General features: G+C 67.2%; 23 protein-coding genes. 16 read left to right on the forward strand and 7 right to left on the reverse strand.

Annotated elements, in window-relative coordinates; all coding sequences use genetic code 11:
- Position 1 precedes the first annotated feature (1 nt).
- From tssI to FBY21_RS28645, 6 genes are read left to right on the forward strand one after another with little or no spacing between them, the layout of a single operon-like run.
- Positions 2–2,131: a type VI secretion system tip protein TssI/VgrG gene (gene tssI, locus FBY21_RS28620; RefSeq protein ID WP_142015877.1), complete on the forward strand. Its 2,130-nt coding sequence runs from the start codon at positions 2–4 to the stop codon at positions 2,129–2,131.
- The gene (locus FBY21_RS28625) at positions 2,131–3,009 is read left to right on the forward strand and encodes a DUF4123 domain-containing protein (RefSeq protein ID WP_160158631.1); all 879 of its coding nucleotides are present in this window, start codon (positions 2,131–2,133) and stop codon (positions 3,007–3,009) included. The genes tssI and FBY21_RS28625 overlap by 1 nt, the downstream gene beginning before the upstream one ends.
- A complete protein-coding gene (locus tag FBY21_RS28630; protein ID WP_142015884.1) occupies positions 3,006–6,215 on the forward strand; it encodes a toxin VasX in 3,210 nt (1,069 codons plus the stop codon). The genes FBY21_RS28625 and FBY21_RS28630 overlap by 4 nt, the downstream gene beginning before the upstream one ends.
- On the forward strand, positions 6,212–7,141 hold the full coding sequence (locus tag FBY21_RS28635) for a hypothetical protein (protein WP_142015888.1): 930 nt from the start codon (positions 6,212–6,214) through the stop codon (positions 7,139–7,141). Before FBY21_RS28630 ends, FBY21_RS28635 begins: the two co-directional genes overlap by 4 nt.
- Entirely contained in the window at positions 7,138–8,079 is a 942-nt protein-coding gene (locus tag FBY21_RS28640) for a hypothetical protein (RefSeq protein WP_142015893.1), read from the forward strand. Before FBY21_RS28635 ends, FBY21_RS28640 begins: the two co-directional genes overlap by 4 nt.
- A complete protein-coding gene (locus FBY21_RS28645) occupies positions 8,076–8,999 on the forward strand; it encodes a hypothetical protein (RefSeq protein WP_142015896.1) in 924 nt (307 codons plus the stop codon). The genes FBY21_RS28640 and FBY21_RS28645 overlap by 4 nt, the downstream gene beginning before the upstream one ends.
- Before the next feature lie 15 nt (positions 9,000–9,014).
- On the opposite strand, the gene FBY21_RS28650 is transcribed toward FBY21_RS28645, so the two are convergent.
- The 4 genes from FBY21_RS28650 to FBY21_RS28665 form a co-directional block, all read right to left on the reverse strand.
- Entirely contained in the window at positions 9,015–9,686 is a 672-nt protein-coding gene (locus tag FBY21_RS28650; RefSeq protein WP_142015900.1) for a helix-turn-helix transcriptional regulator, read from the reverse strand.
- Positions 9,687–9,760: 74 nt separating this feature from the next.
- The gene (locus FBY21_RS28655; protein ID WP_044412141.1) at positions 9,761–10,126 is read right to left on the reverse strand and encodes a cupin domain-containing protein; all 366 of its coding nucleotides are present in this window, start codon (positions 10,124–10,126) and stop codon (positions 9,761–9,763) included.
- 210 nt (positions 10,127–10,336) lie between these two features.
- On the reverse strand, positions 10,337–11,635 hold the full coding sequence (locus FBY21_RS28660) for an NAD(P)/FAD-dependent oxidoreductase (RefSeq protein ID WP_142015904.1): 1,299 nt from the start codon (positions 11,633–11,635) through the stop codon (positions 10,337–10,339).
- Between the two features lie 279 nt (positions 11,636–11,914).
- Positions 11,915–12,409 (reverse strand): GlcG/HbpS family heme-binding protein, encoded by a 495-nt coding sequence (locus FBY21_RS28665; RefSeq protein ID WP_142015908.1) that lies wholly within the window; start codon positions 12,407–12,409, stop codon positions 11,915–11,917.
- A gap of 192 nt (positions 12,410–12,601) precedes the next feature.
- Here FBY21_RS28665 and FBY21_RS28670 point away from each other — a divergent pair, with 192 nt between their 5' ends.
- From FBY21_RS28670 to FBY21_RS28685, 4 genes are all read left to right on the forward strand, one after another.
- Positions 12,602–13,660, forward strand: coding sequence for an extracellular solute-binding protein (locus FBY21_RS28670; protein ID WP_142015911.1), 1,059 nt, complete (start codon positions 12,602–12,604; stop codon positions 13,658–13,660).
- 54 nt (positions 13,661–13,714) lie between these two features.
- Positions 13,715–14,137 (forward strand): homoprotocatechuate degradation operon regulator HpaR, encoded by a 423-nt coding sequence (gene hpaR, locus FBY21_RS28675; protein WP_044412130.1) that lies wholly within the window; start codon positions 13,715–13,717, stop codon positions 14,135–14,137.
- Positions 14,138–14,357: 220 nt separating this feature from the next.
- Positions 14,358–15,611 (forward strand): sensor histidine kinase, encoded by a 1,254-nt coding sequence (locus FBY21_RS28680; protein ID WP_142015915.1) that lies wholly within the window; start codon positions 14,358–14,360, stop codon positions 15,609–15,611.
- Complete coding sequence (locus tag FBY21_RS28685) at positions 15,608–16,243, forward strand: response regulator transcription factor (RefSeq protein WP_044412124.1); 636 nt, start codon at positions 15,608–15,610, stop codon at positions 16,241–16,243. Before FBY21_RS28680 ends, FBY21_RS28685 begins: the two co-directional genes overlap by 4 nt.
- Before the next feature lie 139 nt (positions 16,244–16,382).
- On the opposite strand, the gene FBY21_RS28690 is transcribed toward FBY21_RS28685, so the two are convergent.
- The 3 genes from FBY21_RS28690 to FBY21_RS28700 form a co-directional block, all read right to left on the reverse strand.
- Entirely contained in the window at positions 16,383–17,651 is a 1,269-nt protein-coding gene (locus FBY21_RS28690) for an OprD family porin (RefSeq protein WP_107330851.1), read from the reverse strand.
- Positions 17,652–17,761: 110 nt separating this feature from the next.
- Positions 17,762–18,622 (reverse strand): MBL fold metallo-hydrolase, encoded by an 861-nt coding sequence (locus tag FBY21_RS28695; RefSeq protein WP_142015919.1) that lies wholly within the window; start codon positions 18,620–18,622, stop codon positions 17,762–17,764.
- A 35-nt stretch (positions 18,623–18,657) separates the two neighbouring features.
- Positions 18,658–19,257 carry a glutathione S-transferase family protein gene (locus tag FBY21_RS28700; RefSeq protein WP_142015922.1) on the reverse strand — a complete coding sequence of 200 codons (600 nt, stop codon included), beginning with the start codon at positions 19,255–19,257 and terminating at the stop codon, positions 18,658–18,660.
- A 147-nt stretch (positions 19,258–19,404) separates the two neighbouring features.
- Here FBY21_RS28700 and FBY21_RS28705 point away from each other — a divergent pair, with 147 nt between their 5' ends.
- From FBY21_RS28705 to FBY21_RS28730, 6 genes are all read left to right on the forward strand, one after another.
- Positions 19,405–19,977: a TetR/AcrR family transcriptional regulator gene (locus FBY21_RS28705; protein ID WP_142015925.1), complete on the forward strand. Its 573-nt coding sequence runs from the start codon at positions 19,405–19,407 to the stop codon at positions 19,975–19,977.
- Positions 19,978–20,079: 102 nt separating this feature from the next.
- Positions 20,080–21,300, forward strand: coding sequence for a DUF5610 domain-containing protein (locus tag FBY21_RS28710; RefSeq protein ID WP_142015928.1), 1,221 nt, complete (start codon positions 20,080–20,082; stop codon positions 21,298–21,300).
- Positions 21,301–21,406: 106 nt separating this feature from the next.
- Complete coding sequence (locus tag FBY21_RS28715; RefSeq protein WP_044412105.1) at positions 21,407–21,646, forward strand: glutaredoxin family protein; 240 nt, start codon at positions 21,407–21,409, stop codon at positions 21,644–21,646.
- 194 nt (positions 21,647–21,840) lie between these two features.
- Positions 21,841–22,317 carry a MarR family winged helix-turn-helix transcriptional regulator gene (locus FBY21_RS28720; protein WP_044412103.1) on the forward strand — a complete coding sequence of 159 codons (477 nt, stop codon included), beginning with the start codon at positions 21,841–21,843 and terminating at the stop codon, positions 22,315–22,317.
- On the forward strand, positions 22,310–23,782 hold the full coding sequence (locus tag FBY21_RS28725; RefSeq protein WP_142015931.1) for an efflux transporter outer membrane subunit: 1,473 nt from the start codon (positions 22,310–22,312) through the stop codon (positions 23,780–23,782). The genes FBY21_RS28720 and FBY21_RS28725 overlap by 8 nt, the downstream gene beginning before the upstream one ends.
- 14 nt (positions 23,783–23,796) lie before the next feature.
- Complete coding sequence (locus FBY21_RS28730) at positions 23,797–24,984, forward strand: efflux RND transporter periplasmic adaptor subunit (RefSeq protein WP_142015934.1); 1,188 nt, start codon at positions 23,797–23,799, stop codon at positions 24,982–24,984.

Below are 24,984 nucleotides of genomic sequence, written 5' to 3' on the forward strand. Positions count from 1 at the left end.
CATGTTCAACCCCGCCAACCAGGCGCACTTCAGCCTCGACATCGAAGGCGCCAACCCTGACTTCAAGGTCCTCGCCTTCACCGGCCACGAAGCCCTCAACCAGCCCTTCCGTTTCGACATCGAATTGGTCAGCGAGCGCAGCCGCCTCGACCTCGAAAGCCTCCTGCACAAACCCGCCTTCCTCGCCTTCACCCCCGACGGGCGCGGCGTCCACGGGCAGGTCTTCGGCATCGCCGTCGGCGAGATCGGCAACCGCCTCACCCACTACCACCTCACCCTCGTCCCCCGGCTCGCCTACCTCGCCCTGCGCCACAACCAGCGCATCTTCCAGCACCTGAGCGTCCCGCAGATCATCGGCCAGGTCCTCGAAGACCACGGCATCCTCGCCGACGCCTACAGCTTCCGCCTCGGCCCCAAGGCACCGCCGCCCCGGGACTACTGCACCCAGTACGACGAAAGCGACCTGCACTTCATCAGCCGCCTCTGCGAAGAAGAGGGCCTGCACTTCCACTTCGAGCATCAACCCGATGGCCACCTGCTGGTCTTCGGCGAAGACGCCAGCGCCTTCCCCAAGCTCGGCCGCCCCGTCGCCTACCTCGCCAACACCGGCCAGGTCGCCGACGAACCCGTCATCAAACGCTTCGGCCTGCGCATGGAAGCCCGCACCCTGCGCGTCACCCGCCGCGACTACCACTTCGAAAAGCCCAGGCTGCTGATGGAAGCCGCCCACACCCCCCAGGACGACCTCTCTCAACCCGACCTCGAAGACTACGACTACCCCGGCCGCTTCACCGAGCGCGATCGTGGCCGCCGCCTCGCCCGCCAGGCCCAGGAACGCCACCGCCGCGACTACCGCCTCGCCGACGGCGACAGCGACGAACCGCGCCTGGTCAGCGGCCACCTCCTCAGCCTCTCCGACCACCCCAAACCGGAATGGAACGACCTCTGGCTGATCACCGCCCTCCACCACGAAGGCAAGCAACCCCAGGTGCTGGAAGAGTTCGCCTCCATCGACGGCATGGTGAAAAGCGCCAAAGGTGCCTTGAGCAACCTGGCCAGCAAAACCCTCGGCGTCTCACTGCCCACCGCCAGTGAACCCGCAACCCTCGACGGCGACTTCAAACAGGGCTACCGCAACCGCTTCCAGGCCATCCCCTGGGACGTCCCCGCCCGCCCTGACCTCAACCACCCCAAACCCCGAGTCTTGGGCAGCCAGACCGCCGTCGTCACCGGCCCAAAGGGCGAAGAAATACACTGCGACCGCCACGGCCGCATCAAGGTCCAGTTCCACTGGGACCGCGAAGGCCAGGCCGACGAACACACCAGCTGCTGGCTGCGGGTCGCCAGCACCTGGGCCGGCAACGCCTACGGCGCCATCGCCATCCCTCGCATTGGCATGGAAGTGCTCGTCACCTTCCTCGAAGGCGACCCCGACCAACCTTTGGTCACCGGCTGCCTCTACCACGGCGTCCATCAGCCGCCCTACGAACTCCCTGCCCACAAGACCCGCACCCTGCTCAAGACCGACAGCAGCCCCGGTGGCGGGGGCTACAACGAATTGCGCATCGAAGACCTCAAGGGCCAGGAACAGATCTACGTCCACGCCCAGCGGGACTGGGACGAGAACATCGAACACGACCAGAAGATCCGCGTCGGGAACCAGCGCCACGACCGGGTGGAAGGCAGCGTCTACAGCGAATTCCTCGGCGAGCAGCACCACACCCTGCACAAGGACCGCAAGACGGAACTGAAGCTGGATGACCACCTCACCGTGGGCAATGAGCAGCACATCCAACTGGGCAGCGGGCAATTCATCGAAGCAGGGCAGGAGATCCACCTATCATCCGGCCTCAAGGTCGTGATGGACGCCGGCAGCGAAGTGACCTTCCAGGCTGGCGGCAGCTTCGTGAAGCTCGACGGCGGCGGCGTCACCCTCAGTGGGCCCAGCATCAAGATCAACTCCGGTGGTGGGCCAGGCAGCGGCAGCGGCGCCGCGCCCATCCTGCCGGGCGCGGTGAAGCCGGCCGACAAGGACAAGGCCGGCGGCGTGCTGATCGCCGCCCAGCGACAGGCGTTGCTGCGCAAGCAACCGTTGTGCGCGATATGCGCGCAAGCCAGGAGGGATGCCTGATGGCCCTGCCGGAATTTGCCCCCGACCTTCCCTGGGCGCTGGGAGCCAGCCTGCTGCTGGATGGCGTCAGCGTGCCGAACCCTCTGCAGCGCGTCTGGGAGTGGGGAGGCACGAGCATGGCCCAGGCGCTCTATGCCCAGACCCAATGGGCTGAACTGACGGATATCTCGCCCTGTCTGGTGCGCGTGTCAGGGCCGGATGACCCTGTGCTCGAGCATTACAAGGCCAGTGGGCAACCTGATTGGGGGTGCCTGCTCTTCAGCGACGCACCCTGGATGGAGCAGGTGCAGCATCTGCGTGGCTTGCTGCAGGTCGTGCACCCGCAAGGTGAAGGGCTTCTACTTCGCCTGGCGGATGCAACCATCGTCCATGCCCTGTTCGGCAACCCGGATAGCGCCGATGCAGGGCGCTTGTTCGGGCCCTTTCAGGAGGTGCTCGGCTATGACCTGGATACCGAGCAATGGTCGAGGCTTCAGAGCCCCGTCGCGCCACATCCCATCAACGCACCGCTGCTTTACCACCTGCGCGAAAGTGACCTCGAACGGTTGGGCCAGGTGCGTCAGCATCAGGTGCTTGAAGGCCTGGATGGCCATATGCACACCCACTTCCCCGCGTGGGGAGAGCAGTGGGATCGCCCCGCCAGGCGTGCCGAATTGCGTGCGCTTGCCGATCAGGCCTATGCCCGTGGCTTCTACGGCGAGGATGACCTTTACCGCTACGCCAACCTGTTCGGGCTGCTCGGCCCCAACGCCCTGGAGGATCACCCGCACGTCGCCAATCAACTGGATGCACGCGACTCGCGCACACCTTCACAACGCCTGAAGGACGCCGCCGACCTCGCCTATGCACTGAGCCTTCTGAAAAGGACGTCCCCATGACTGCCAACCCCAACCAGAGCGTTCCGCCACCCGCAGGCGACGCACGCGACCCCGTCAGCCCGTGCCCGGCTCGCCAGGCCCAGCTCTACATCGTACCTGCCCGCTATGCCCTGGCAGAGCAGCCGGCGAAGCACCCAGGCCTGCAGCCTGGCGTAAAGACGAACAGCCACCCCATGGCACTGCGCGTGTTGCGTGCGGGCTTTCTCTACCTGTGGGCGGGGCAGGGGCCACTCAAGCGCTATGCCGTGGCCAAGAACGGCCTGCTTCAGCCACAGCGACTGGATGTCGGCCGCAAGGTGCTAACGACGGGCAGTCTGGCCGGTGTGGCGTTGGGTAAAGGGGAGGATGCCTGGCTTCTGTATACCGAGCGCCCCTTGGGGAAAAAGGCATGCGAAGAGCTGGCCAAGCCGAAGGGACGTCGCGCCCACATGCGCCGTGTTCCCATGCAGGACATTGCCTGTAACCTCCAGGCCGCCCATTGCGTGCCGCTGGAAAAAGCCGAATCGCTCATCGCCGAGCTGATGCCCGAGGCGTTGGACAAAAGCAGGGCCTATGACCACAAGACGAACGGCAAGCAACACCAGGAGGACGCACGGGTCCTGGGCGAGCAGGTCAAAAATGACCCCACGCCGGAGAAGGTCAGTGCCTATGTCTGGGTGATGGAATGGCTGGGGTCGGGTGAGCAGGCGTTGCAGCGCCATCCGGACATCGAACAGCCGCCAGGCAGCTGGAGTGCAGAAGCCTGGGATGCCCGCCGCGCCACCCTGTGGCTGGACAAGGCCCGCTCGGAAGCCGGCCCCCTCTACCCCGTAGTGGTCGCGCTGGACGATGACCTGGGCGTCCTGCGTGATCTCAACCATGAGCAGGAGCAGCTCGAGGCCCGTCATGAGCGCTGGACGGCGGACAACAACCTGCGCCTGAACATGGCGGGCTTCATCCGCAGCCTGATAAGCGAAGAGGGGGGAGAACTCGCCAACCTCCTCGTCTATCAGTACCGCGAGCACAAGCTCAAGATCACCCAAGCCCAAGGTGATCAACTGCTGAAGACCCAGCGTGCGCTCCAGGGCCTGATCGATGAAGAAACCCAGGTCAACGTGCGCGAGCGGCACCGCATCGGCCATGCCGCCGCCGACGCGCGTATTGCCGACATCGCTCGCCGCAGGGAGCTGGAGTTGCAGCCCGTCCGAGCCTTCATCCCGGCCAACCTGCAGCGGGAGGTGCTGGATGTAGTGCGCGACTATCGCAAGGACAAGGTGGCTCAGCTCAAGGGCGATTCGGCGGGCGCCAAGGTGGCGGAGTACATCGATCTCAAGCGCATGAATGGCTGGTTGGAACGCGAGGCCCCTGCGCACTACAAGCAGGTGGAAGCACGGCACAAGGTGCTGTATGCCGATCGCAAGGTGTTTCTACCCCGGCATGGTCGGGGCACCTGGTTCGTCGATCACTTCAACGCCGAAGACCAGGCGTGGCTGGACGAGCTGGCACAGGCCTGCCTCAGCGCACAGTGCTACCGCCGGCAGGGGGCCGAACAACTGAGCGACCACCTGCGTGCGCGCGATGATGGGGTCTTCCACCTGCTGTTCATGGCCTGGAATCCCCCGCTGGAAGTGGCCTTGAACAGCGCCACCCGTGCGGGAGAGGTGTTGACGGCCCTCAGCCTCGACAACCTTGAAGCCAGCCGGGCAGCGCTCGCCAAGGTCATCGGAGCCCAGGCGATGCAAGCGTTGGACAGGGCGATCAACGCGGCTCATGGCGGGTGGCTGGCAAGCGTCAACCTGGCCAGCGCCGCACTGCTCAACACCGAGGTGGGCATAAAGATGACCCCGCACCAGATCGGCGTATTCGTGGTTGCCCGCCTGAAAGATGACGCCCGCCTGGTCAAGACCTTCAAGAACGGCGTTGCCCACTGGCGCCTGCTGGGGGACAAGGCACAGGCCCTGGGCACGTGGATGGAGCGCACCGCCTCCGGCATTGCCCGGGGTCTACCGGCCCGCATCGTCAACAGCCCGGCCGTGCAGAACAGCGGTGGGGTCCTGCCGCTGGCCATCCTGATCCTCAACATGGTCAACCTGCCGTCGACGGAGGGTATCGAGAGCCCGGATGAGCAACGAAAGAGCGAGGCGCTTTGCGCGAATCTCTATACCAGTGCCGCGTTGGTGGCGGTGATTCAGAGTTGGTTGATTAAGGGAACCGGGGTTGATGAGTTGGGGCGTGGTTCTACTGTGGCGCCAACACTCACGCTGTTTGGTGGCCTGGTTGGCCTGATTTCATTCGCAGCCGCCTCGAAAGAGTTCAGCGTACTCCAGCGACAAATGGAATCTGCGCAGATCGGCGTTGACCCCTGGCTGGATATCCGCCGATTGGCTGTGGCTGGGCAGGTTGCGGTGTATGGGGCCCAGGCCACGCTGGGACTCAGCCTTACGGGCATGCGACTGGCCAATCGCATCACCACCGCTCAAGCCGTGCTGCGTTTTCGCCTGGGCATGGGGCCGATCAACCTGTTGCTCATGGCCGCGGGCAGCATTCACTTCATCGCCTGGTCCAAGCAGCGCACCCCGATGCAGGCCTTTCTGGCGAGCTGTTGCTGGTCCAAAGGGCGTGCCCCAGGCAATGCCTCGATTCCTCCCGCCCAGCAACAGGCGGAGCTGGACGCCTTGTTGAAGCTGCTCTACCAACCCCGCCTCAGCCTTCAGAGCCGTAGCCATCAGGTGTACGGCAGCGCCGGGGATGTGATCGTCGAGGACGCGTACTACCACCTGCAAATCGACCTGCCCGGTGCCTTGCCCCAGCACGCCACCCTGGAGCTGGCCCTGTCGGGTGAGGCCTTGCCGTTCCAGTACCGGGTGGGTGCGAGCAACCGGGAGCCCAGCCTTGACCTGGGGGCGCAATGGCTGGCGCACAGCCGCTGCAGTTGGATACCGAGCAAGGAAGGGCAGGGTCTTCGGCTGGCAGGGCCGTTGCGGCCCAGCCAACGGCAACTGGCGTTGCGCCTGCGCTATCGGTTGCCGCTGGCCGCCCTGGCCCTGGCCTCGAGTGCAGGCCAGGAGGCGGAATACCTCGGCGGGGCGAACGGCGTGGCATTCGTGGCGCAGGCCGATGGCGACGTCATTGACCTGCGCCCGGGTGAAAGCGGCCCAGGGCTGGCCAATGCCCGTAGCCACGCCCTGACCGGGGATGATTACCTGCAACCCAGGGGGCGCTTATGACCCGCCCCACCGCCGGCCAGCAGACCAAGCGCCTGTTCTCCCGTGACGACTACCTGGCCCCGCCTGCCATCCCCACCGGCCAGCCGCCCAAGGATGTGTTGAACACCATCTGGCGCAAGAACGAGGTGTTTATAGATATTGGCGACTACAGCCCAGGCTCTGCTGTGATGGTCATGTGGCCCATGATCTTGCTTTCTCTTTGGTTGAGCATCCCCGCCGATGGAGACGAGTGGGATCTCTTGGTCGTGATTGGGTGCGGAATCATCGTTGGCATCCCTTCGCTAATGATGGCCTGGAGCTTGTTGACTCAACCCGCGCCCTTGCCAACCCGCTTCAACCGCCAGCGCCGCGAGGTGTGCGTACCCCAGGCGGATGGCACCTACTGGATCGTGCCCTGGGAGTCGGTGGAGGCCCAGGCCGTGGCGGTGGATACCTACGGCCAGCACGGCAAGATGACCCACGGCCTGTTGACGATCGGGTTTCGCAACCCGGACCCGGATGTGCCGGAGGGGGAACGGGACTATTCCATCGGCTTCAACTGCGGCGGCGGCACCACGGCCATGTGCCTGTGGGAGTGCATAAGGAGCTACATGGAGGTCGGGCCGGAGGCTGTGCCTGAGAGTCGGCTGGGCAAGCGGCCTTTTCGTGAGACCCAAATCGGCTCGATCATCACCAGCCTGTTCAAGGGGGATGTGCTTGATGTGCTGCATGGCTTGTTTTTCGTGATTTTCCTGGGGACTTACTTCGCGGAGAAAATCCAGAACTTCAAGCTTGGACCACCCCCAGAACTGACCGACCCCGCCATCGTCGAGTGGTCCCAGCGGCTGCCGCCTGAGCAGTGGGCCAAACGCTCCCCGGAACTGGAGGCGGCCATCCAGGCCCGTGAGGCCGAGCTGGCCGCACAGGCGGAGGCCAAGCAGGTATGACCTCGACTGCCGCTGGTAGCCAAACCAAGCGCCTGTTCTCCCGCGACGACTACCTGGCCCCGCCCGCCATCCCCACCGGCCAGCCGCCCAAGGATGTGTTGAACACCATCTGGCGCAAGAACGAGGTGTTCCTGGATATCACGGACTACACCCCCGGTTCTGCTGTGATGGTTATCTGGCCGATGATCTTGGCTTCTTTTTGGATGTGCCTTCCTGCTGATGGAGACGGATTGGATCCTTTGCTGGCAACTGTGTGCGGAATAATCGTTGGCATACCTACCCTGATTGTGCTGTACGGCCTAACTCAACCCGCCCCTTTGCCAACCCGTTTCAACCGCCAGCGCCGCGAGGTGTGTGTACCCCAGGCGGATGGCACCTACTGGGTCGTGCCCTGGGAGTCGGTGGAGGCACAGGCCGTGGCGGTGGATACCTACGGCCAGCACGGCAAGATGACCCACGGCCTGTTGACGATCGGGTTTCGCAACCCGGACCCGGATGCGCCGGAGGTGGAACGGGACTATTCCATTGGCTTCAACTGCGGCGGCGGCACCACGGCCATGTGCCTGTGGGAGTGCATAAGGAGCTACATGGAGGTCGGGCCGGAGGTGGTGCCGGACAGGCTGTCTCGCTTTGAAAACAAGCGGGGGATCATCGCCAGCTATGTCTTTGATGTGATCGAAGTGGGCAAGACCAAGGGTTGGGTCCGGGCGTTGCTGTGGGATGGCCTGTGCGGACTGTTCCTGTTCAACGTCTTGCTGATTTATGCAATCGAGCGGAAGAAGCTGACACCTCCGCCCGACTTCACCGACCCCGCCATCGTCGAATGGTCCCAGCCGCTGCCCCCTGAGCAGTGGACCAAACGCTCACCGGAACTGGAGGCGGCCATCCAGGCCCGTGAGGCCGAGCTGGCCGAGCAGATGGAGGCCAAGCAGGTATGACCTCGCCTGCCGCTGGTAGCCAAACCAAGCGCCTGTTCTCCCGCGACGACTACCTGGCCCCGCCCGCCATCCCCACCGGGCAGCCGCCCAAGGACGTGCTGAACACCATCTGGCGCAAGAACGAGGTGTACCTGGATATCACGGAATACACCCCTGGTTCTGCGGTGATGTGTATCTGGCCGATGATTTTGGTTGCCACGTGGATGACCTTAAAGGTGCGAGCGATGGGATTGGATTATGTATTTGAAATGGCGCTCCTAGGAGGAATCATCGTTGGCATCCCTGCGTTGATAATGGCCTGGAGCCTGTTGACCCAACCCGCGCCCCTACCAACCCGTTTCAACCGCCAGCGCCGCGAGGTGTGCGTACCCCAGGAGGATGGCACCTACTGGATCGTGCCCTGGGAGTCGGTGGAGGCCCAGGCCGTGGCGGTGGATACCTATGGCCAGCACGGCAAGATGACCCACGGCCTGTTGACGATCGGGTTTCGCAACCCGGACCCGGATGCGCCGGAGGGGGAGCGGGACTACTCCATCGGCTTCAACTGCGGCGGCGGCACCACGGCCATGTGCCTGTGGGAGTGCATAAGGAGCTACATGGAGGTCGGGCCGGAGGCTGTGCCTGAGAGTCGGCTGGGCAAGCGGCCTTTTCGTGAGACCCAAATCGGCTCGATCATCACCAGCCTGTTCAAGGGGGATGTGCTTGATGTGCTGCATGGCTTGTTTTTCGTGATTTTCCTGGGGACTTACTTCGCGGAGAAAATCCAGAACTTCAAGCTTGGACCACCCCCAGAACTGACCGATCCCGCCATCGTCGAGTGGTCCCAGCCGCTGCCGCCTGAGCAGTGGGCCAAACGCTCCCCGGAACTGGAGGCAGCCATCCAGGCCCGTGAGGCGGAGTTGGAATGTGGCAAGGCCTGACGCTGGTCGTTCCCCTCAATCCCCCTGCAAGAACAACATCCCCACCAGCTCCGTCCGGTTACGCGCGCCCACCTTGCGGAACAGGTTGAGCAGGTGCGTCTTGACCGTGGGCAGGCCGAGGTCGAGGTGGCGGGCGAGGGCCTTGTTGCCGAGGCCGTCGCGCAGGAGCAGGGCGATCTCCCGTTCGCGGGGGGTGAGTTCGGGCAGGGTGGGGGGGAGGGGGGCGAGGTGTTCGGCGCCAGCCTGCATCAGGCCGTGGAGGGCGCCGAGGCTGGCCAGTTCGGTGGGCTCGAAGGCGGGGAGGCCTTCATGGCGCAGCAGGGAGAGGCCGGCGATGGGGCGGTTGCCGGCGCGGGCGATCACTTCCACCACGTCGATCACCCGGTGCTGGCGCAGGAAGCCGAGGTACTGGCGGTTGTCCGCGTCGCTGCGGTGGGCCTGGCCGGTGCGCAGTGGCACCACGGGCAGGCCGATGGCCTGGCAGGTCTGCGGCTGCAGCGGGTCGAGGTGGCGGTAGTGGTTGAGGTAGTCGGTGTGCATGCCCGGCTGCATGTGCAGCAGCTGGAAGTCGTGGGCCTGCAACTGGTCGTCGATGCGGTAGAAGGCGGCGACGGACGCGGGGACGAAGTGGGTAAAGGTGTTCAGGCAGTGCCGGGCGAAGCCGGCGGGGTCGCGGGGGGCGGTCATGGCGGGTTCCTCGCGCTGGGCGGCCGCTCGCGGGCGAGGGCCGCAGGCCTGCCCCGTGGGGCAGGCCGGGTGGTTCAGGCCACGGCGTAGTAGTGCTTGACGAAGCCGTCGCCGGGTACTTCCCAGAGCACCGGGGTGCCCTTGGCGACGAACCAGCTGTCGCCGGCCTTGAAGCGGGTGGTCTGGCCGGTGGATTCGTCGGTGAGGATCACCTCGCCGCTGACCACGGTGGCCTGCTCGTTGAAGGGGTAGGTCATGCGGAACTTGCCGGCGGTGGTGCCGAAGTAGGCGGCGCTGACCGGGTCGGTGGGGGCGCCAGCGGTCATCTTGCCGAAGGCCTTGACCTCGCCTTCGAGGATTTCCGAGCCCAGGTCGGCCACGGTGCCCCAGGCATCCAGTTCAGCCAGGGTGATTCCGTTCTTGATGGGGGTGAGGGACATGGCAGTTGCTCCTGCGGGTGATGGAAAAGTGTGTTTGCTTGATGGATTCCCGCTTCGCGGGAATTACGGTGTTCTCAACGCTTCCGGCACGAGCGAGCTGGAGCGGTACAAGGCGGGAGCGCCTGCGGAAGCGGAGTTCACATCTGTGAATGAGCATTCCAAGGCCGATCCCAACGCCGTACCGCCGACGCTCAGCTGCGTCGATCACTGTTAGCGGCGGCCGGTCCAGAAGCCGGACACCTGGTGCCAGGACTTGCCGGCGGTGAGCAGCAGCGGGCGCAACTGGTCCTTGCCGACGATGTTGATGCGCCGCACCGAGCTGATCAGGTCGTAGCGCGCCGAGCCTTCGCTCATGCCCTCTGCCAGCACCTTGCAGATGATGTGGCTGGGGGTGACGCCGAAGCCGGAGTAGCCCTGCACGAAGAAGGCGTTGGGCCGGCCGGGCAGGGTGCCGATCTGCGGGAACAGGTTGGCGCTGCAGGCCATGGGGCCGCCCCAGGCGAGGTCGATCTTCACGTCCTTGAGGTAGGGGAAGATCTTCAGCATCAGGTTGCGGTTCCAGGCCTTCAGGTCGCGCGGGATGTGCTCGACGAAGGGGGTGGCCGCGCCGAACAGCAGGCGGTTCTCGTTGGTCACGCGGTAGTAGTCGATGACCGGGCGGATGTCGCTGTACGCCCCGCGGATCGGGCTGATGCGCTGGATGAGCTCGTCGGACAGCGGCTCGGTCATCATCTGGAAGGCGTAGGTGTTGATGGTGGTGCGATGCAGCTCGGGCTCCAGCTTGTTGAGGAAGCTGTCGCAGGCCCACAGCAGCTTGCTGGCCTTCACCGAGCCCTGGCCGGTGCGCACGGTGATGCGCTCGCCGTAGGTCACCTCCAGCGCCGGGCTGTATTCGAAGATCTTCACGCCGTGGCTGGCCAGCGCCTTGGCCTCGCCCAGCAGCAGGTTGAGCGAATGCACGTGGCCGCCGCCCATGTGCAGCAGGGCGCTGTTGTAGGCATCGGAGCCGATGATCTGCTTCACCTCCGAGCCGCCGAGGAAGCGGATCTCGTGGGGCGAGCCGAGGGATTTGAACTCCTTCTCCCAGGCCCGCAGGGTCTTTTCCTGGCGGGCGTTGAAGCCCATGTAGCCGTAACCGTGGCAGAAGTCGGCGTCGATGCCGTACTTGGCGATGCGGCCCTTGATGATGTCGGCGCCCATGTCGCTGATCTCGAAGATCTGCCGCAGGCCGTCCTCGCCCACGTCGTGGCGGATCTTCTCCAGGTCGTGGCCGATGCCGGCCATGATCTGTCCGCCGTTGCGGCCGGTCCCGCCGAAGCCCAGGTAGCGGGCCTCCAGCACCACGATGTTGGTGATGCCCTTTTCCGCCAGTTCCAGGGCGGTGTTGATGCCGGAGAAACCTCCGCCGATTACGACGACGTCCGCTTCCAGGTCCTGCTGGAGGGTGGGGAAGCTGAGGTCGTACTTCTTGGTGGCCGTGTAGTAGGTGGGTGTCTCGATGTTGATCATGACTGCAGCCTGGACAGTGGGGGGACGGCTGGCGCCGAAGCGCACCTCTAAAAACTACCTGCGTTGTCATCGCGGCGTTAAAAACAGCCTCGTGCGCGAGTCCGATCAAAGTGCTCATTTACCGCACTTAAACTGCGCTTTTTCGCCTGTTTGACGCGCTGGTGCGCGCCCTTCGGGCCAGCCTTCGGCTGTTACTCCCGTTGGTCGTTGCGCCTTGCGCTGACTGCCTCGCCTACGTTTTTAGCGGCGCGCCGAGCGGCCCGTGCCTGACGACGGATATTAGGAGCCGCTGCGGGGGATGGCGTCTTGTTCCTCAGTGCCGGGGTTCTTGTCCAGGTTTGACAAGTACCGGGCAACGCTCTGGGACGCGGCCTGGGCGCAGGCGCTGTCGATGGCTTCGGAGGCGCCGGAGACACCGATGGCGCCGATCACCCTGCCGTCATGCAGGAACGGCTCGCCGCCGCCGAACAGCGCCAGGTTCGGCTGCAGGGGCAGGCCCTGGCGCACACCGGGAGAGCAGGCGGCCAGGCGCTGGTCCCAGGTGCGGGTGGCGACGCCGAAGCCGGCGGCGGTGATGGCCTTGTGCAGGGCGATGTCGCGGCTGGGCTGGGGTGCGCCGTCCATGTGGGCGGTGTGGATCGGCAGGCCGGAGGCATCCACCACGGCGATGCTGACGCGCACGCCATGCTGTTCGGCGGCCTCCAGGGTGGCGTGCAGTGCCCGCATGGCGAGGGCGAGGCCGAGGTGGGTCTGCTGGTACAGCGGGGCGGGCATGGCGGCGACTCCGGGCTGGGTGGCGCCCGATCATGAATAGGTTAACGAGTGGCGGCAATGCCCGGTCGTGCAGCCGGGCAGGGCGGCAGGCAGGGACAAGCGCCCGTGGCAGGCAGCGACATGACGGGCATCCCGTGCCCCGGCCTAATGGCGCGTCCCGGCGTATCGCCGGTTGCCGCAAGGAGTCGCGCAATGAGAGTGCTGGCCGGCCTGTTGCTGGTGTGGGCCCTGGATGCCCGCGCCGACGAGGTGCTGCGGGTGCTGAACTGGAAGAACTACATCGAGCCCCAGGTGCTCGAGGCCTTCCAGCAGTCGACCGGTATCCGCGTCGACTACCGCACCATGACGGCAGCCGAAGAACTGGACGCCGCCCTGGCCGCTGGCGAGGCGTTCGACGTGGTGGTGCCGTCGCATTTCCAGCTCGCCCGATTGCTCCGCGAGAAGCGCCTGCAGCCCCTGGATACCGGCGCCCTGAGCCATTACCGCCAGGTCGATCCGGGCCTGCTGGCGATGCTCGCGGGTATCGACGGCGCCAATCGCTACGCCGTGCCCTACCTCTGGGGCTCGGTGGGGCTGGTGATCAACCCGGGGCCGGCCGAAGCGGCCTACGGCGGCGCCCTGCCCAACAGTTGGAGCCTGCTGTTCGACGAGCGCCAGGCCGCCCGCCTGGCCACCTGTGGCATCGCCCTGCTGGACGCCCCGGAAGAGACGGCCTCGCTCTGGTTCAACTACCGTGGCCGCAGCCTCGCCCTGCAAGGCCCCCGGCAGATCGAGCGAGGCCTGCAGGCGTTGCCCGGCATCGCCCGGCAGGCCCGCTACCTGGACAACGAGGCCTACATCGCCGCCCTGGCGGAAGGCCGGCTGTGCCTGGCCATGGGCTGGGTGGGGCACGCCCTCACCGCATCGGCCCGCAACCCGGCGTTGCAGTACCGCATTCCCGACGAGGGCGCGATGGTCTTCATCGACAGCCTGGCCATCCCCGCCAACGCCCCGCGGCCCGACCTGGCGCTGCGCTTCATCGACTTCCTGCTGGAGCCCCGCAACGCCCTGGCCGATGCGCGCGCCAGCCAGTTCTACTCGCCGCTGCCGGCGGATTCCGCCGAGCAGGCCGAACTGGCCCGCGAACGCCCGATGCAGGTGCTCAAGGCCGAGGAGCGGCGCCGCCTCTATCTGCTCGAACGGCTGACGACCGAGCAGAAGGCCGCCCTCGACAAGGTCTGGGCCCAGGTCAAGGCCGCCCGCGCGCCGTGACGCCTGAAGGCTTGATCGTTAAACTGTGAACAATTTTTTCGACCCACCAGACCCATGTCCAACACCCGCACATCCCTGACCCTCAGCCTGCTCCAGGCACGCGAAGCCGCCATGCGCTTCTTCCGTCCGCAACTCAACCTCCACGGCCTCACCGAGCAGCAGTGGCGGGTGATCCGCATCCTGCGCCAGAACGGCGAGATGGAGAGCCACCGCCTCGCGCGGCTGGCCTGCATCCTCAAGCCGAGCATGAGTGGCGTGCTGCTGCGCCTGGAGCGCGACGGCATGGTGCGCCGACGCAAGCAGGAACAGGACCAGCGCCGCGTACTGGTCAGCCTGGCGCCCAAGGGCGAGCAGTGCTTCGAGTCCATGAGCGTGGAGATGGAGCGCAACTACCAGCGCATCCAGGAACGCCTGGGGCCGGAGAAGCTCGCCGAGCTGCTGGCCCTGCTGCAGGAGCTCAAGGGCATCCGTCCCTGACCCTCGGCTGACCAAAGTAGGAGCGCGACCGGTACCAAGGTAGTAATCGGCTCGCCCGGGGGTACGCCTAGCATGGGCGCATCGGAAAATCCGCTCGAGGATCGGCCATGCGTGTGCTTAAGGCCCTGCTGCTGCCCCTGTTGCTGATCATCACCCTGATCGGCCTGGATCGCGTTCATGGCCCGCAGCCACCCAGCGCCCAGCCGGAGCAGGCGCGGCCATGAGCACGGCCCTGCGCATCCAGCTCTGGGTCAGCCTCTGCTTCGCCGCCGTGGCGCTGCTCTGCAGCCTGGTGCTGGTGCATCAGGGCGCCCAGTCCCTGGCCGAGGAACTGGCCACCGAGCGGGCCGCTGCCCATTACCTGCGCCAGGCCGCCGAGCAGGACCCGAACGTGCTCGACTCGGCCCTCGCCGCCGGGCTGCGGCACCTGCAGATCGTGCGCCTGCCGATGAATGCCCCGTCGCCCCTGACCCGCAGTGCCCCGAGCTGGCCCTTCCCACCGGCCGAGACGGTGGGCGACCCGCTGCCCCTGGCTGGCGGTGAACAGGCCTGGCTGCTGCTCGACCCCCGTGACGGCATCGACGAGGTACGCAACGGCGTGCTGCAGCTGCTGGTGCTGTTCGCCCTGGCCCTGGCGCTCAGCCTGGCCGCCATCCGCTGGGCCCTGGCCCGCGGGCTGCAGGCGCTGGAGGAGCTGCAGCAGGCCTTCGACGCGGTGGCGGAAGGGCGCCTGGACGTACGCCTGGCAGGGCACCCGCTGGACGAGGCCCAGCGCCTGGTGGGGCATTTCAACGGCATGGTCGGCACCCTGGAGCGGGTGCGCGACGAAAACGCCGCGCTCACCCAGGCCCTGCTGGACCTGCAGGAGCACGAGCGCAAGCACCTGGCGATGGCCCTGCACGACGACATCGGCCAGTACCTGGTGGGCATCCGCGCGCAGTTGCTGCTGCTGCGCTCGCTGTCCGGCCAGGCACCGGGCACCGTCACGGTGCTGCAGGACCTGGAGGGCAACTGCCAGCGCATGCAGGCGGCCTTCCGCGCGCTGGTGCGCGACCTCTACCCGACCGCCCTGGAACGCCTGGCCCTGGACGACGCCCTGCGCCTGCTCGCCGAGCAGTGGCAGCAGGCCCAGGGCATTCCCCTGCGCCTGCACCTGGGAGCGTCGCTGCCGACCCTCGCGCCGGGCGAGCGCGCGCACCTCTACCGCCTGCTGCAGGAGGCGCTGACCAACGTCGCCCGGCATGCCGGCGCCAGTGCCGTGAGCGTGCGCCTGGAGCGACGCGGGCAGCGGCTGTGCCTGCTGGTGGGGGACAACGGGCGGGGCGCCGAGCGCGCCCCGCAGCCCGGCATCGGGTTGCGCTCCATGTCCGAGCGCGCCCGCTGCCTCGGCGGCCGCCTGCGCCTGCGCACCCGCGCCGGCCGGGGTTGGCTGTTGCGGGTGAGCATGCCGCTGGACGGCCTGGAGGGCCCATGAAGATTCTGTTGGTGGATGACCACTCGGTGGTGCGCCAGGGCTACGCCAGCCTGCTCCGCGCCTTGCTGCCCGAGGTGCAGGTGAGCGAGGCGGCCAGCGGCGAGCAGGCCCTGCAGGCGGTGCAGGAGAGCATTCCCCACCTGGTGGTGATGGACTTCACCCTGCCCGGTATCAGCGGGCTGGAGACCACCCGCCGCCTGCGCCAGCGCCTGCCGCAGCTGCGGGTGCTGTTCTTCAGCATGCACGACGAGTTGCCCCTGGTCCGCCAGGCGCTGGAGGCCGGTGCCTCGGGCTACCTCACCAAGAACGCCTCGCCGGAGGTGCTGGTGGAGGCGGTGCGGCGCATCCTCGCCGGGCACGCCTACATCGAGCAGCCCCTGGCCACCCAACTCGCCTGTCACCCCAGCCGGGAGGCGGGCGACCCGCGCCTGTCGGGCATGACCCAGCGCGAGCTGGAGATCTTCACCATGCTGGCGCGGGGCATGCCGGTACGGCGCATCGCCGAGCACCTGTGCATCAGCGGCAAGACGGTCTCCAACCACCTGACGATGGTGAAGAACAAGCTGCAGATCGGCTCGCAGGCGGAACTGGTGCACCTGGCGATCGATACGGGTGTGTTGAGGGTGGGGTGAGGGGCGCCACGGTTCGGAGGGGCTCGGCTGGTCGAGCGAGGCTGAGCTCGATGATCCGCCTGGTCCCGAGCCGTTGGTTACCGGCCCATGAAAAACGCCGCCCGGTTCAGGGCGGCGTTTTCAACGCTGGCGGCTCGTCTTACCAGAGCGGAATGACGTAGCTGACGATCAGGCGGTTCTCGTCCAGGTCGTTGCCGAAGTTGGTGGAGCGCACGGTGGCGTTGCGCCACTTCACGCCCAGGTTCTTCAGCGGGCCGTCCTGGAACACGTAGGCGATGTCGGTGTTGCGTTCCCATTCCTTGCCATCCGGCCGGCCGGCGCCCAGGTCGACGTTGTCGCCGGAGAGGTAGCGGGTCATGAAGGTCAGGCCGGGGATGCCCACGGAGGCGAAGTTGAAGTCGTAGCGGGCCTGCCAGGACTTCTCGTCCTTGTTGGCGAAGTCGCCGATCTGCACGAAGTTCACCAGGTACGGGTCGGTGCCGTTGATGTAGGCGTAGCCGGTGTCGCCGCTCATGCTCTGGTAGCCGAGGCCGAAGGCATGGCCGCCGAGGGCGTAGGTGAACATGGCGCCGAAGGCCTTGTTGTCCACGTTGCTGGTGCCTTCGTCGGTGGAGCGGGCGTAGCGGATGTCGCTCTTCAGGGACTGCTTGTCACCCAGTGGCAGCGTGTGCACCAGGGTGAAGATGTGCTGTTTGTAGAGGTCGTCGAGGTTGCCGTAGTTGTAGCCGGTGGTGAGGTTATCGTTCCACTTGTAGGTAGCCCCGCCGAAGTTGAACGCATCGCTGGTGGTGCCGCTGCGGAAGGTGATGCCGCGCGCGCCGCCGCTGGTGATGGTCATGTCCTCGTAGTCGGAGGAGTCGCGCTGGTTCACCTGGGTCAGGCGGCCGGCGTCGAGGGTCAGGCCGTCGATCTCCAGGGAGTTGAGGTGGCCGCCCTTGAAGGTCTGCGGCAGCAGGCGCGAGTCGTTGTACTGCACGCTGGGCAGCTTGGGCATCAGGGTGCCGACCTTGAGCACGCTCTTGGAGGCGCGCAGCTTGGCGGTCACGCCGAGTTCGCCGTATTCGTCCTGGGCGCGCTTGCTCTCGCGGTCGCGCTTGAGCAGGCCGGTGCCGCTGCGGTCCGGGCTGGAATCGAGCTTGACCCCCAGCAGGCCGATGGCGTCGACGCCGACGCCGATGGTGCCTTCGGTAAACCCGGACTCGTAGCGCAGCAGGAACCCCTGGGCCCACTCCTCGGCCTTTTTCTGGGAGGCACCCGGCTGGCGGAAGTCACGGTTGAAGTAGAAGTTGCGCAGCTCGACGCTGGCCTTGCTGTCTTTCAGGAAGTCGGCCTGGGCGAGGCCGGGCAGGGTGAGGCCGGTGCCGAGAGCCGCCAGGGTGATGGCGGACGCGAGCGAGGTCTTGCTCATTGTTCTTGTCTCCTCGTTGGGGTTGCAGGGCGGTTGGGGCCGCCCTGTTACAACGCGGAAAAATTAAGCACCCGGTAACAATTTCGTCACCTTAGACATTGGTCGCGCACTTATTGGGTCCACTGCGGGTAGTAACCAATACGGTCCTGCACGGCGGCGTCGTGTGCCGGCACCACGGTCAGCGCGGGGTCGGCCTGGATCAGGTCGTGCACCCGCTGGAGCTGGGCCCGCGTGCCTTCGCGGTCGTTGTCGACCATCCGCCGGCTGACCCAGAACTTCTCGTTCGGGCCGGTGAAGCCTTCCAGACGCCAGCTGGTGTCGCCGGTGAAGAAGAAGCGCCGCCCGTCGGCCAGTGTCAGGAACGCCCCCACCGAGCCCGGTGTATGCCCGGTGAGCGGCACCAGCACCACGCTGCCGTCGCCGAACAGGTCGAGGCTCTCGTCGAAGCCCATGTAGGGCGTCGGCTCGAACTCGAAAGGCTGCCAGCGCACGCCATGGGTGAACTGGCTGGGCAGCACGGCGGGCGGGGTGGCGATGTGGCTGAAGTCGATCTCCGCCCAGGGCGCCCACACCGGCACCTCGGGGAAGTCGGCCAGGGCCGAGGCATGGTCCCAGTGCGCGTGGGTGAGCAGGATGCGGTCGACGCGGATGCCGTCCCGGTCCAGCTGGTCGCGGGCGGGCGTCACCGTCTGGTACTTGAACAACGGCTTGTCCCACCAGGGCATGTCCTTCTCGAACTGCGCGTCCACCTGGCGACCGAGGCCGGTGTCCAGCAGCAGGGTGGCGGCGTGGTGCTGGATGAGCACGGCGGTGTGGTTGACCGGGACGGTCCGGGTCCACTGGCCGCCCTCCACGGTGAAGGCGTCGAGGGTTTCCGCGCCGGAGGTCTTCACCAGGGCGAAGCGCAGGCCGTCGGCCTGGGCGAAGGCGGTGACGAGCAGCAGGGTCAGCAGCAGGGCGAAGCGGGGCATGGTGCGGCGTCCTTGGCAGGGGAGGGGGTGAGCGATCAGCCCGGCAGGCGGGGCGTGTCGATGAAGCCCGGCAGGGCGCGGATGCGCGCCAGCCAGTCGCCCAGGTGGCGATGGGGCGCCAGGTCGAGCCCGCCTTCGCCGGCCATCGCCAGGTAGGGGAAGGCCGCCACGTCGGCCACGCTCGGGGTCTCGCCTTCGGCCAGCCAGCGGTGCCGGGCGAGGTGGGCATCCACCAGGGCCAGCACCTGCTCGCCACGGGCCTGGGCGGCGGCCAGGTCGCCGGGGCGCTTGAACAGCTTGAGCACCCGCGCCTGGGCCGGGCCGTGGTGGATCTCGTTGGCGGTGAAGCTCAGCCAGCTGGCGACCCGCGCCAGGACCAGGGGCTCCAGCGGCAGCCAGGCGGGGGCGTAGCGGCTGGCCAGGTAGACGAGGATGGCCTGGGAGTCGCCGATGGCCTGGCCGTCATCCTCCAGCAGCGGCACCTGGCCGCGCGGGTTGAGGGCGAGGAATGCCGGCTGCTTCTGCGCGCCGGCCGGTAGGTTGACGAAGACGGTCTCCGCCTCCTGGCCGATCAGCCCGAGGAACAGGCGCACCTTGTAGCAGTTGCCGGAGAGGGGGAAGTCGTGGAGGCGCATGGCAGGTCATCCGTGTGGTGGAGGTGGGGTAAAAAAATAATAGACAGACCTGTCTGTTTATTTCAATCTTCTTTTCGCCACACCGCGAACCACGCGGTTTGAGCCGCTGCCGGGGGATGCGCATAATGCGCCGTCCAGGAGATTCCTATGGCTTCCAGCAAACGCGACCAGCTCATCGATACCGCCCTTACGCTGTTCTACCGCGACGGGTTCCATGCCACCGGCATCGACCGCATCCTGGCCGAATCCGGCGTGGCGAAGATGACTCTCTACAAGCACTTCAAGTCCAAGGACGAGCTGATCGAGGCTGCCCTGCAGAAGCGCATGGAAGCCCCCCGCGAGCGCATGGCCTGGGCGCTGGAGCACCTGCCGCCGCGCACTGCGATCCTGGCGGTGTTCGAGGGGCTGCACGGCCTGCTGCACGAGGCCGAGTACCACGGCTGTGCCTTCGTCAACGCCGCCGCGGAGTTCCATGACCGCGACCACCCCATCCACCGCGTCGCCGCCTCCCACAAGGGCCATACCGAGGCGCACTTCCGCGCGGCGCTGGAGCGCCTGGAGGTGGCCGAGCCGGCGCGCCTGGCGCGCCAGCTGCAGTACCTGCTGGAGGGGGCCATCACCATGGCGCACATCCAGGGGCCGGGTGACCAGGCGCTGGAGGCTGGCGCCGCTGCCGAGGTGCTGCTGTGCGCCGCCGGGGTGCCCGACCCGCAGGCATGAATGCAGCCGACCGTCCATCGGTTGCCCCCTAAATAGTCCTCAAGGTTTTTCCGTAGTCGCCGTCAAAAAATTCTGTACATCCGCTCAGACGGGGCTGCCACCATGAACTCGCTCGATTCCCTGGCTTCGGCCACCAGCCGCCCGAACTACCTGACCCGTAGCGACAGCGCCAACCGCAACGCCACCAACGCCCAGAACGTCCTGGCCAACCGTGTCGCCCAGCGACTCGGCGTCGACCCCGCGACCCTCGCCGGCAAGACCCAGGACGACTACACCCCCGACAAGGTTGCCGGGCGCATCCTCGACTTCGTCGGCGGTCGCATCCAGGCCGAAGCGGCCAATGGCGCCGACCCCGAGAAGCTGCAGAAGATGCTCGACCAGGCCCGCCAGGGCGTGGAGAAGGGCTTCGCCGAAGCCAAGAAGATCCTCCAGGGCATGGGTGTGCTGGGCGGCAAGATCGCCAGCGACATCGAAGACACCTTCCAGCGTGTGCAGGATGGCCTGGCCAGGATCGGCAGCACCTATGGCCTGGGTAACGCCCCGGCTGGCGACACCTCCAGCGTCTCCCGCACGGCGGTCAGCGCCAGCACCAGCACCCTGGTAGCCCGCTCCAGCACCTTCGACATGGAGGTGACCACCCGCGAAGGCGACAAGCTGAAGATCTCCATCGCCCAGGCCTCGGCCAACTGGTCCAGCACCTCGGCCAGCGCCAGCAGCACCCGCACCTCGGGCAATGGCGGCACCTCCACCAGCACCAGTGCCCAGGTCAGCGCCTCCAGCGGCAGCCTGCAGATCGGTGGCTGGTCGGTGCAGATCGAAGGCAACCTCAATGACGATGAGAAGGCCGCACTCACCGACCTGCTCGGCCAGGTGCAGGACATCTCCAGCAAGTTCTACTCGGGCGACCTGTCCGGCGCCTTCGACCGCGCCCTGGCCCTGAACATGAACGGCGACCAGCTCGCCTCCATGTCCCTCAACCTGTCCCAGACCACCTACGCCCAGGCCACCAGTACCTACGGCGCGGTGTCGGAGGAGGGCGGCCAGCCCGCCAGCGCGGTGAACACCTCCTTGCGCGACTACGCCCGTGGCCTGCTGGATGCGATGAAGAGCGCGGCGGCCTTCAGCAACGACGCCAAGGGCACCCTGCAGCAGTTGCTCGACGGTGGCTTCTCCCTCAACCAGAACCTCAGCGAAGGCCAGTTGGAGAAGGCCAAGACCCTCAACAGCCGCCTGCTGGAAGGCCTGGCACCGCTGCTGCAGGGCACTGCCGGCACGCCGGCCGAGAAGAGCCCGGTCGACGCCAGCGCGCCCAAGGCCAGTTGATGCCTGGCGGGGGCTGGCACCGTGCTAGCTCCCGTCTTTCCCGCCCGGCAGAAGGGGCGGGAGGCCGTGATAAACTGCGCGCCTTTCCCCTTGCGCGAGCCCTGCGATGCTTCCTGAATGCAGCCTGTTCGGCACCCTCGGATGCCACCTGTGCGAAGTGGCCGAGAACGTGCTCATGCCCTTCGTCGAGCACGGCCTGCTGGTGGAGGTGCTGGACATCACCGACCAGCCCCAGTGGGTGGATGCCTACGCCCTGCGCATTCCCGTCCTGCGTCGCAACGACACCGGTGCCGAGCTGAACTGGCCGTTCGACGCGGCCCAGGTCGCTGCCTTCCTCGAACCCTGACCATCGGTCGGGCGAATGGCTGCCCGGCGCCCCGCGTTTCATCCCCGCCGCGAGGCCCTGAATCGGGGCTTCCGCTGATCAATCCGTTTGCGGCGGAACGGATTGTCGCGCAAACGCAACAGTGACTGTCTTGCCAAATGTGTCTTCAGGCGTAACATCGCCGCATCGATAGCTGCCTAGGCAGATATTAGGAAATGAAGCACTACAGTCCCTCCGATTACCCCTTCAACGGCTCCATCGGCCAGTACCTCGGTCGCTCGGCGCTGCTCAAGGACCGCCTGCTGGACCTCCACCTGGCCCCGCTGGACATCACCGCCGCGCAGTTCAAGGTGCTGGTGTTCATCTTCATGGGGCGCGCCAGCACCCCGGCCGACCTGTGTCGCCAACTGGCCGTGGACAGCGGCTCCATGACCCGCATGCTCGACCGCCTGGAGAAGAAGGGCCTGCTGCTGCGCCAGCGCTGCGAAGAGGACCGCCGCAGCGTGCGCCTGCACCTCAGCGAGCAGGGCCTGGCGCTGAGCCGGGAGACCCCGCGCATCGTCGCCGACGCCATGAACGAGCTGACCAGCCCCTTGACCGCCGAGGAGCTCGGCACCCTGCTCGGGCTGCTGGGCAAGATCCTCCAGGGGCGCGACCCCTTCCTCTCTGCCGGAGACCCGAACCATGAATGAACGCCGTCCCGCCCTGCGCCTGGGGCTGGTGCTCGGTGCCAGCCTGGCCCTGGGCGCCTGCGCCAGCTACAGCGGCCTGGAGCCCGCCGGCCAGCGCCTCGACCCGGCCGGCCTGGCCGCTGGGGACAGCCTCGCCGGCCACGCCGTGGGGCCCGCCGCCTGGCCGCGCCAGGACTGGTGGACCCGACTGGGTGACGCCCAGCTCGATGGGCTGATCGGCGAAGCCCTGGCCGGCTCGCCCGACCTGGCGGCCGCTGCGGCCCGTACCCGCAAGGCCCTGGCCGATGCCCAGGTGCGTGATGCCGATCGCCAGCCCGGCGTCAACGCCAGTGCCGGCTACTCCGGCGCCAGCGCCCCGGAAAGCGTGGTGCCGGCGCCCATCGGCGGGCACTACGCCGGCATCAAGTACCTGTCCCTCAGCTTCAACTACGACCTCGACCTCTGGGGCGGCCGGCGCGCCGCCTGGGAAGCGGCCCTGGGCAAGGCCCGCGCCGCCGAGGTGGACCAGCAGGCCGCGCGCTTGACGCTGTCCGCCGACATCGCCCGGGCCTACAACCAGCTGGCCTATGCCTTCGTCGCGCGGGACCTGGCTGCCGAGGAAGTGAAACGCGCCGAGCAGCTCTACACCCTCAGCCGCCAGCGCATGGCCGCCGGCCTGGACAGCAAGGTGCAGCTGCAGCAGAGCGAATCCCAGCGCGCCACCGCCCGCCAGCAACTGCTGGCCGCCGAGCAGCAGATCGACAGTGATCGCACCACCCTGGCGGTACTGCTCGGCCAGGGGCCGGACCGCGGCCGCGCCATCCAGCGTCCGCAGGTGCTGCAGCCGGCGGCCCTGGCGCTGCCCTCGGAACTGCCAGCCGAGCTGCTGGGCCGTCGCCCTGATGTGGTCGCCGCGCGCTGGCGGGTGGAAGCCGCCAGCCGGGGCATCGACTCGGCGAAGACCGGCTTCTACCCCAACCTCAACCTCAGCGCCATGCTCGGCCTCGCCGCCCTCGGCGGGGATGGCCTGTTCAAGGGCGACAGCCGCTTCTACCAGGTGGCCCCGGCGCTGTCCCTGCCGGTGTTCGACGGCGGCCGCCTGCGCGCCGAGCTCGACGGCGTCGACGCCGACTACGACCTGGCGGTGGCCCAGTACAACAAGGCCCTGGTGGGCGCCCTGGGGGATGTCAGCGAGGACCTCAGCCAGCTCGACTCCCTGGCCCGGCAGATCGAGGCCCAGCGCGAGGCCCGCGACATCGCCCGCTCCAACTACGACCTGGCCATGCGCCGCTACGGCGAAGGCATCGGCAACTACCTCGACGCCCTCAGCGTCGAGCAGCAGCTGCTGGTCGCCGAGCGCCAGCTGGCCAGCCTGGACGCCCAGCGCATCGACGCCTCCGTGCGCCTGGTGCAGGCCCTGGGCGGCGGCTTCCAACCCGACAGCACCCCGCTGGCCCAGGCAGGCCAGCCGACTGCCACCGAATGAACGAGGCACCGACCATGAGCACCGAAACCCAAGCCACCCCCGAACAGGGCAACCCCCGCCGCAAACGCCTGCTGCTGGGCCTGCTGGCCGTGATCGTCATCGGCGGCGGCGCCAGCTTCGCCTGGCAGCAGCTGGTCGGCCAGTGGAGCGAAGGCACCGACGACGCCTACATCGGCGGCAACGTGGTGCAGATCACCCCGCAGACGGTGGGCACCGTCACCCGCATCGGCGCCGACGACGGCGACCTGGTGCAGGAAGGCCAGGAGCTGGTGAGCTTTGACCCGGCCGACGCCGAAGTGGGCCTGCAGCGCGCCGAGGCCAACCTGGCCCACACCGTGCGCCAGGTGCGTGGCCTCTACAACAGCGTGGACGGCTACCGCGCCGAGGTGGCCGCCCGCGAGGTGGCGATGGAGAAGGCCCGCGCCGACTTCGCTCGCCGTCGCAACCTGGCCAAGGACGGGGCCATTTCCCAGGAGGAGCTGGCCCACGCCCGTGACGCCCTGGAGTCGGCCCGCAGCGCCCTGACCAGCGCCCAGCAGCAGCTCAAGTCCAGCAGCGCGCTGGTGGACGACACCGTGATCGCCTCCCACCCCGAGGTGAAGGCCGCCGCCGCGCAACTGCGCCAGGCCTACCTGGAGAAGGCCCGCACCACCCTGGTGGCGCCGGTCACCGGCTACGTCGCCAAGCGCACCGTGCAGCTCGGCCAGCGCGTGCAGCCGGGCACCGCGCTGATGGCGGTGATCCCCCTCGACCAGGTGTGGATCGACGCCAACTTCAAGGAAACCCAGCTGAAGAAGATGCGCATCGGCCAGCCGGTGGAGATCGAGTCCGACCTCTACGGCGGCGACGTGAAGTACAGCGGCACCGTCGACAGCCTCGGCGTCGGCACCGGCAGCGCCTTCTCCCTGCTGCCGGCGCAGAACGCCACCGGCAACTGGATCAAGATCGTCCAGCGGGTGCCGGTGCGCATCCGCATCAACGCCGACCAGCTCAAGGAGCACCCGCTGCGCATCGGCCTGTCGATGAACGTCAAGGTCGACCTGCACGACCAGAGCGGTCCGGCCCTGGCCCAGCAGCCGCCCAAGCAGGCGCTGTTCGCCACCGACGTGTACCAGCGCCAGCTGGCCGAGGCCGACCACATGATCGAGCAGCTGATCCACGCCAACGGCCCGGATGCCGCCCGCCGCACCGCCCTGCGCTGA

The sequence above is a fragment of the Pseudomonas sp. SLBN-26 genome (genome assembly GCF_006715895.1).
Taxonomy (GTDB): domain Bacteria; phylum Pseudomonadota; class Gammaproteobacteria; order Pseudomonadales; family Pseudomonadaceae; genus Metapseudomonas; species Metapseudomonas otitidis.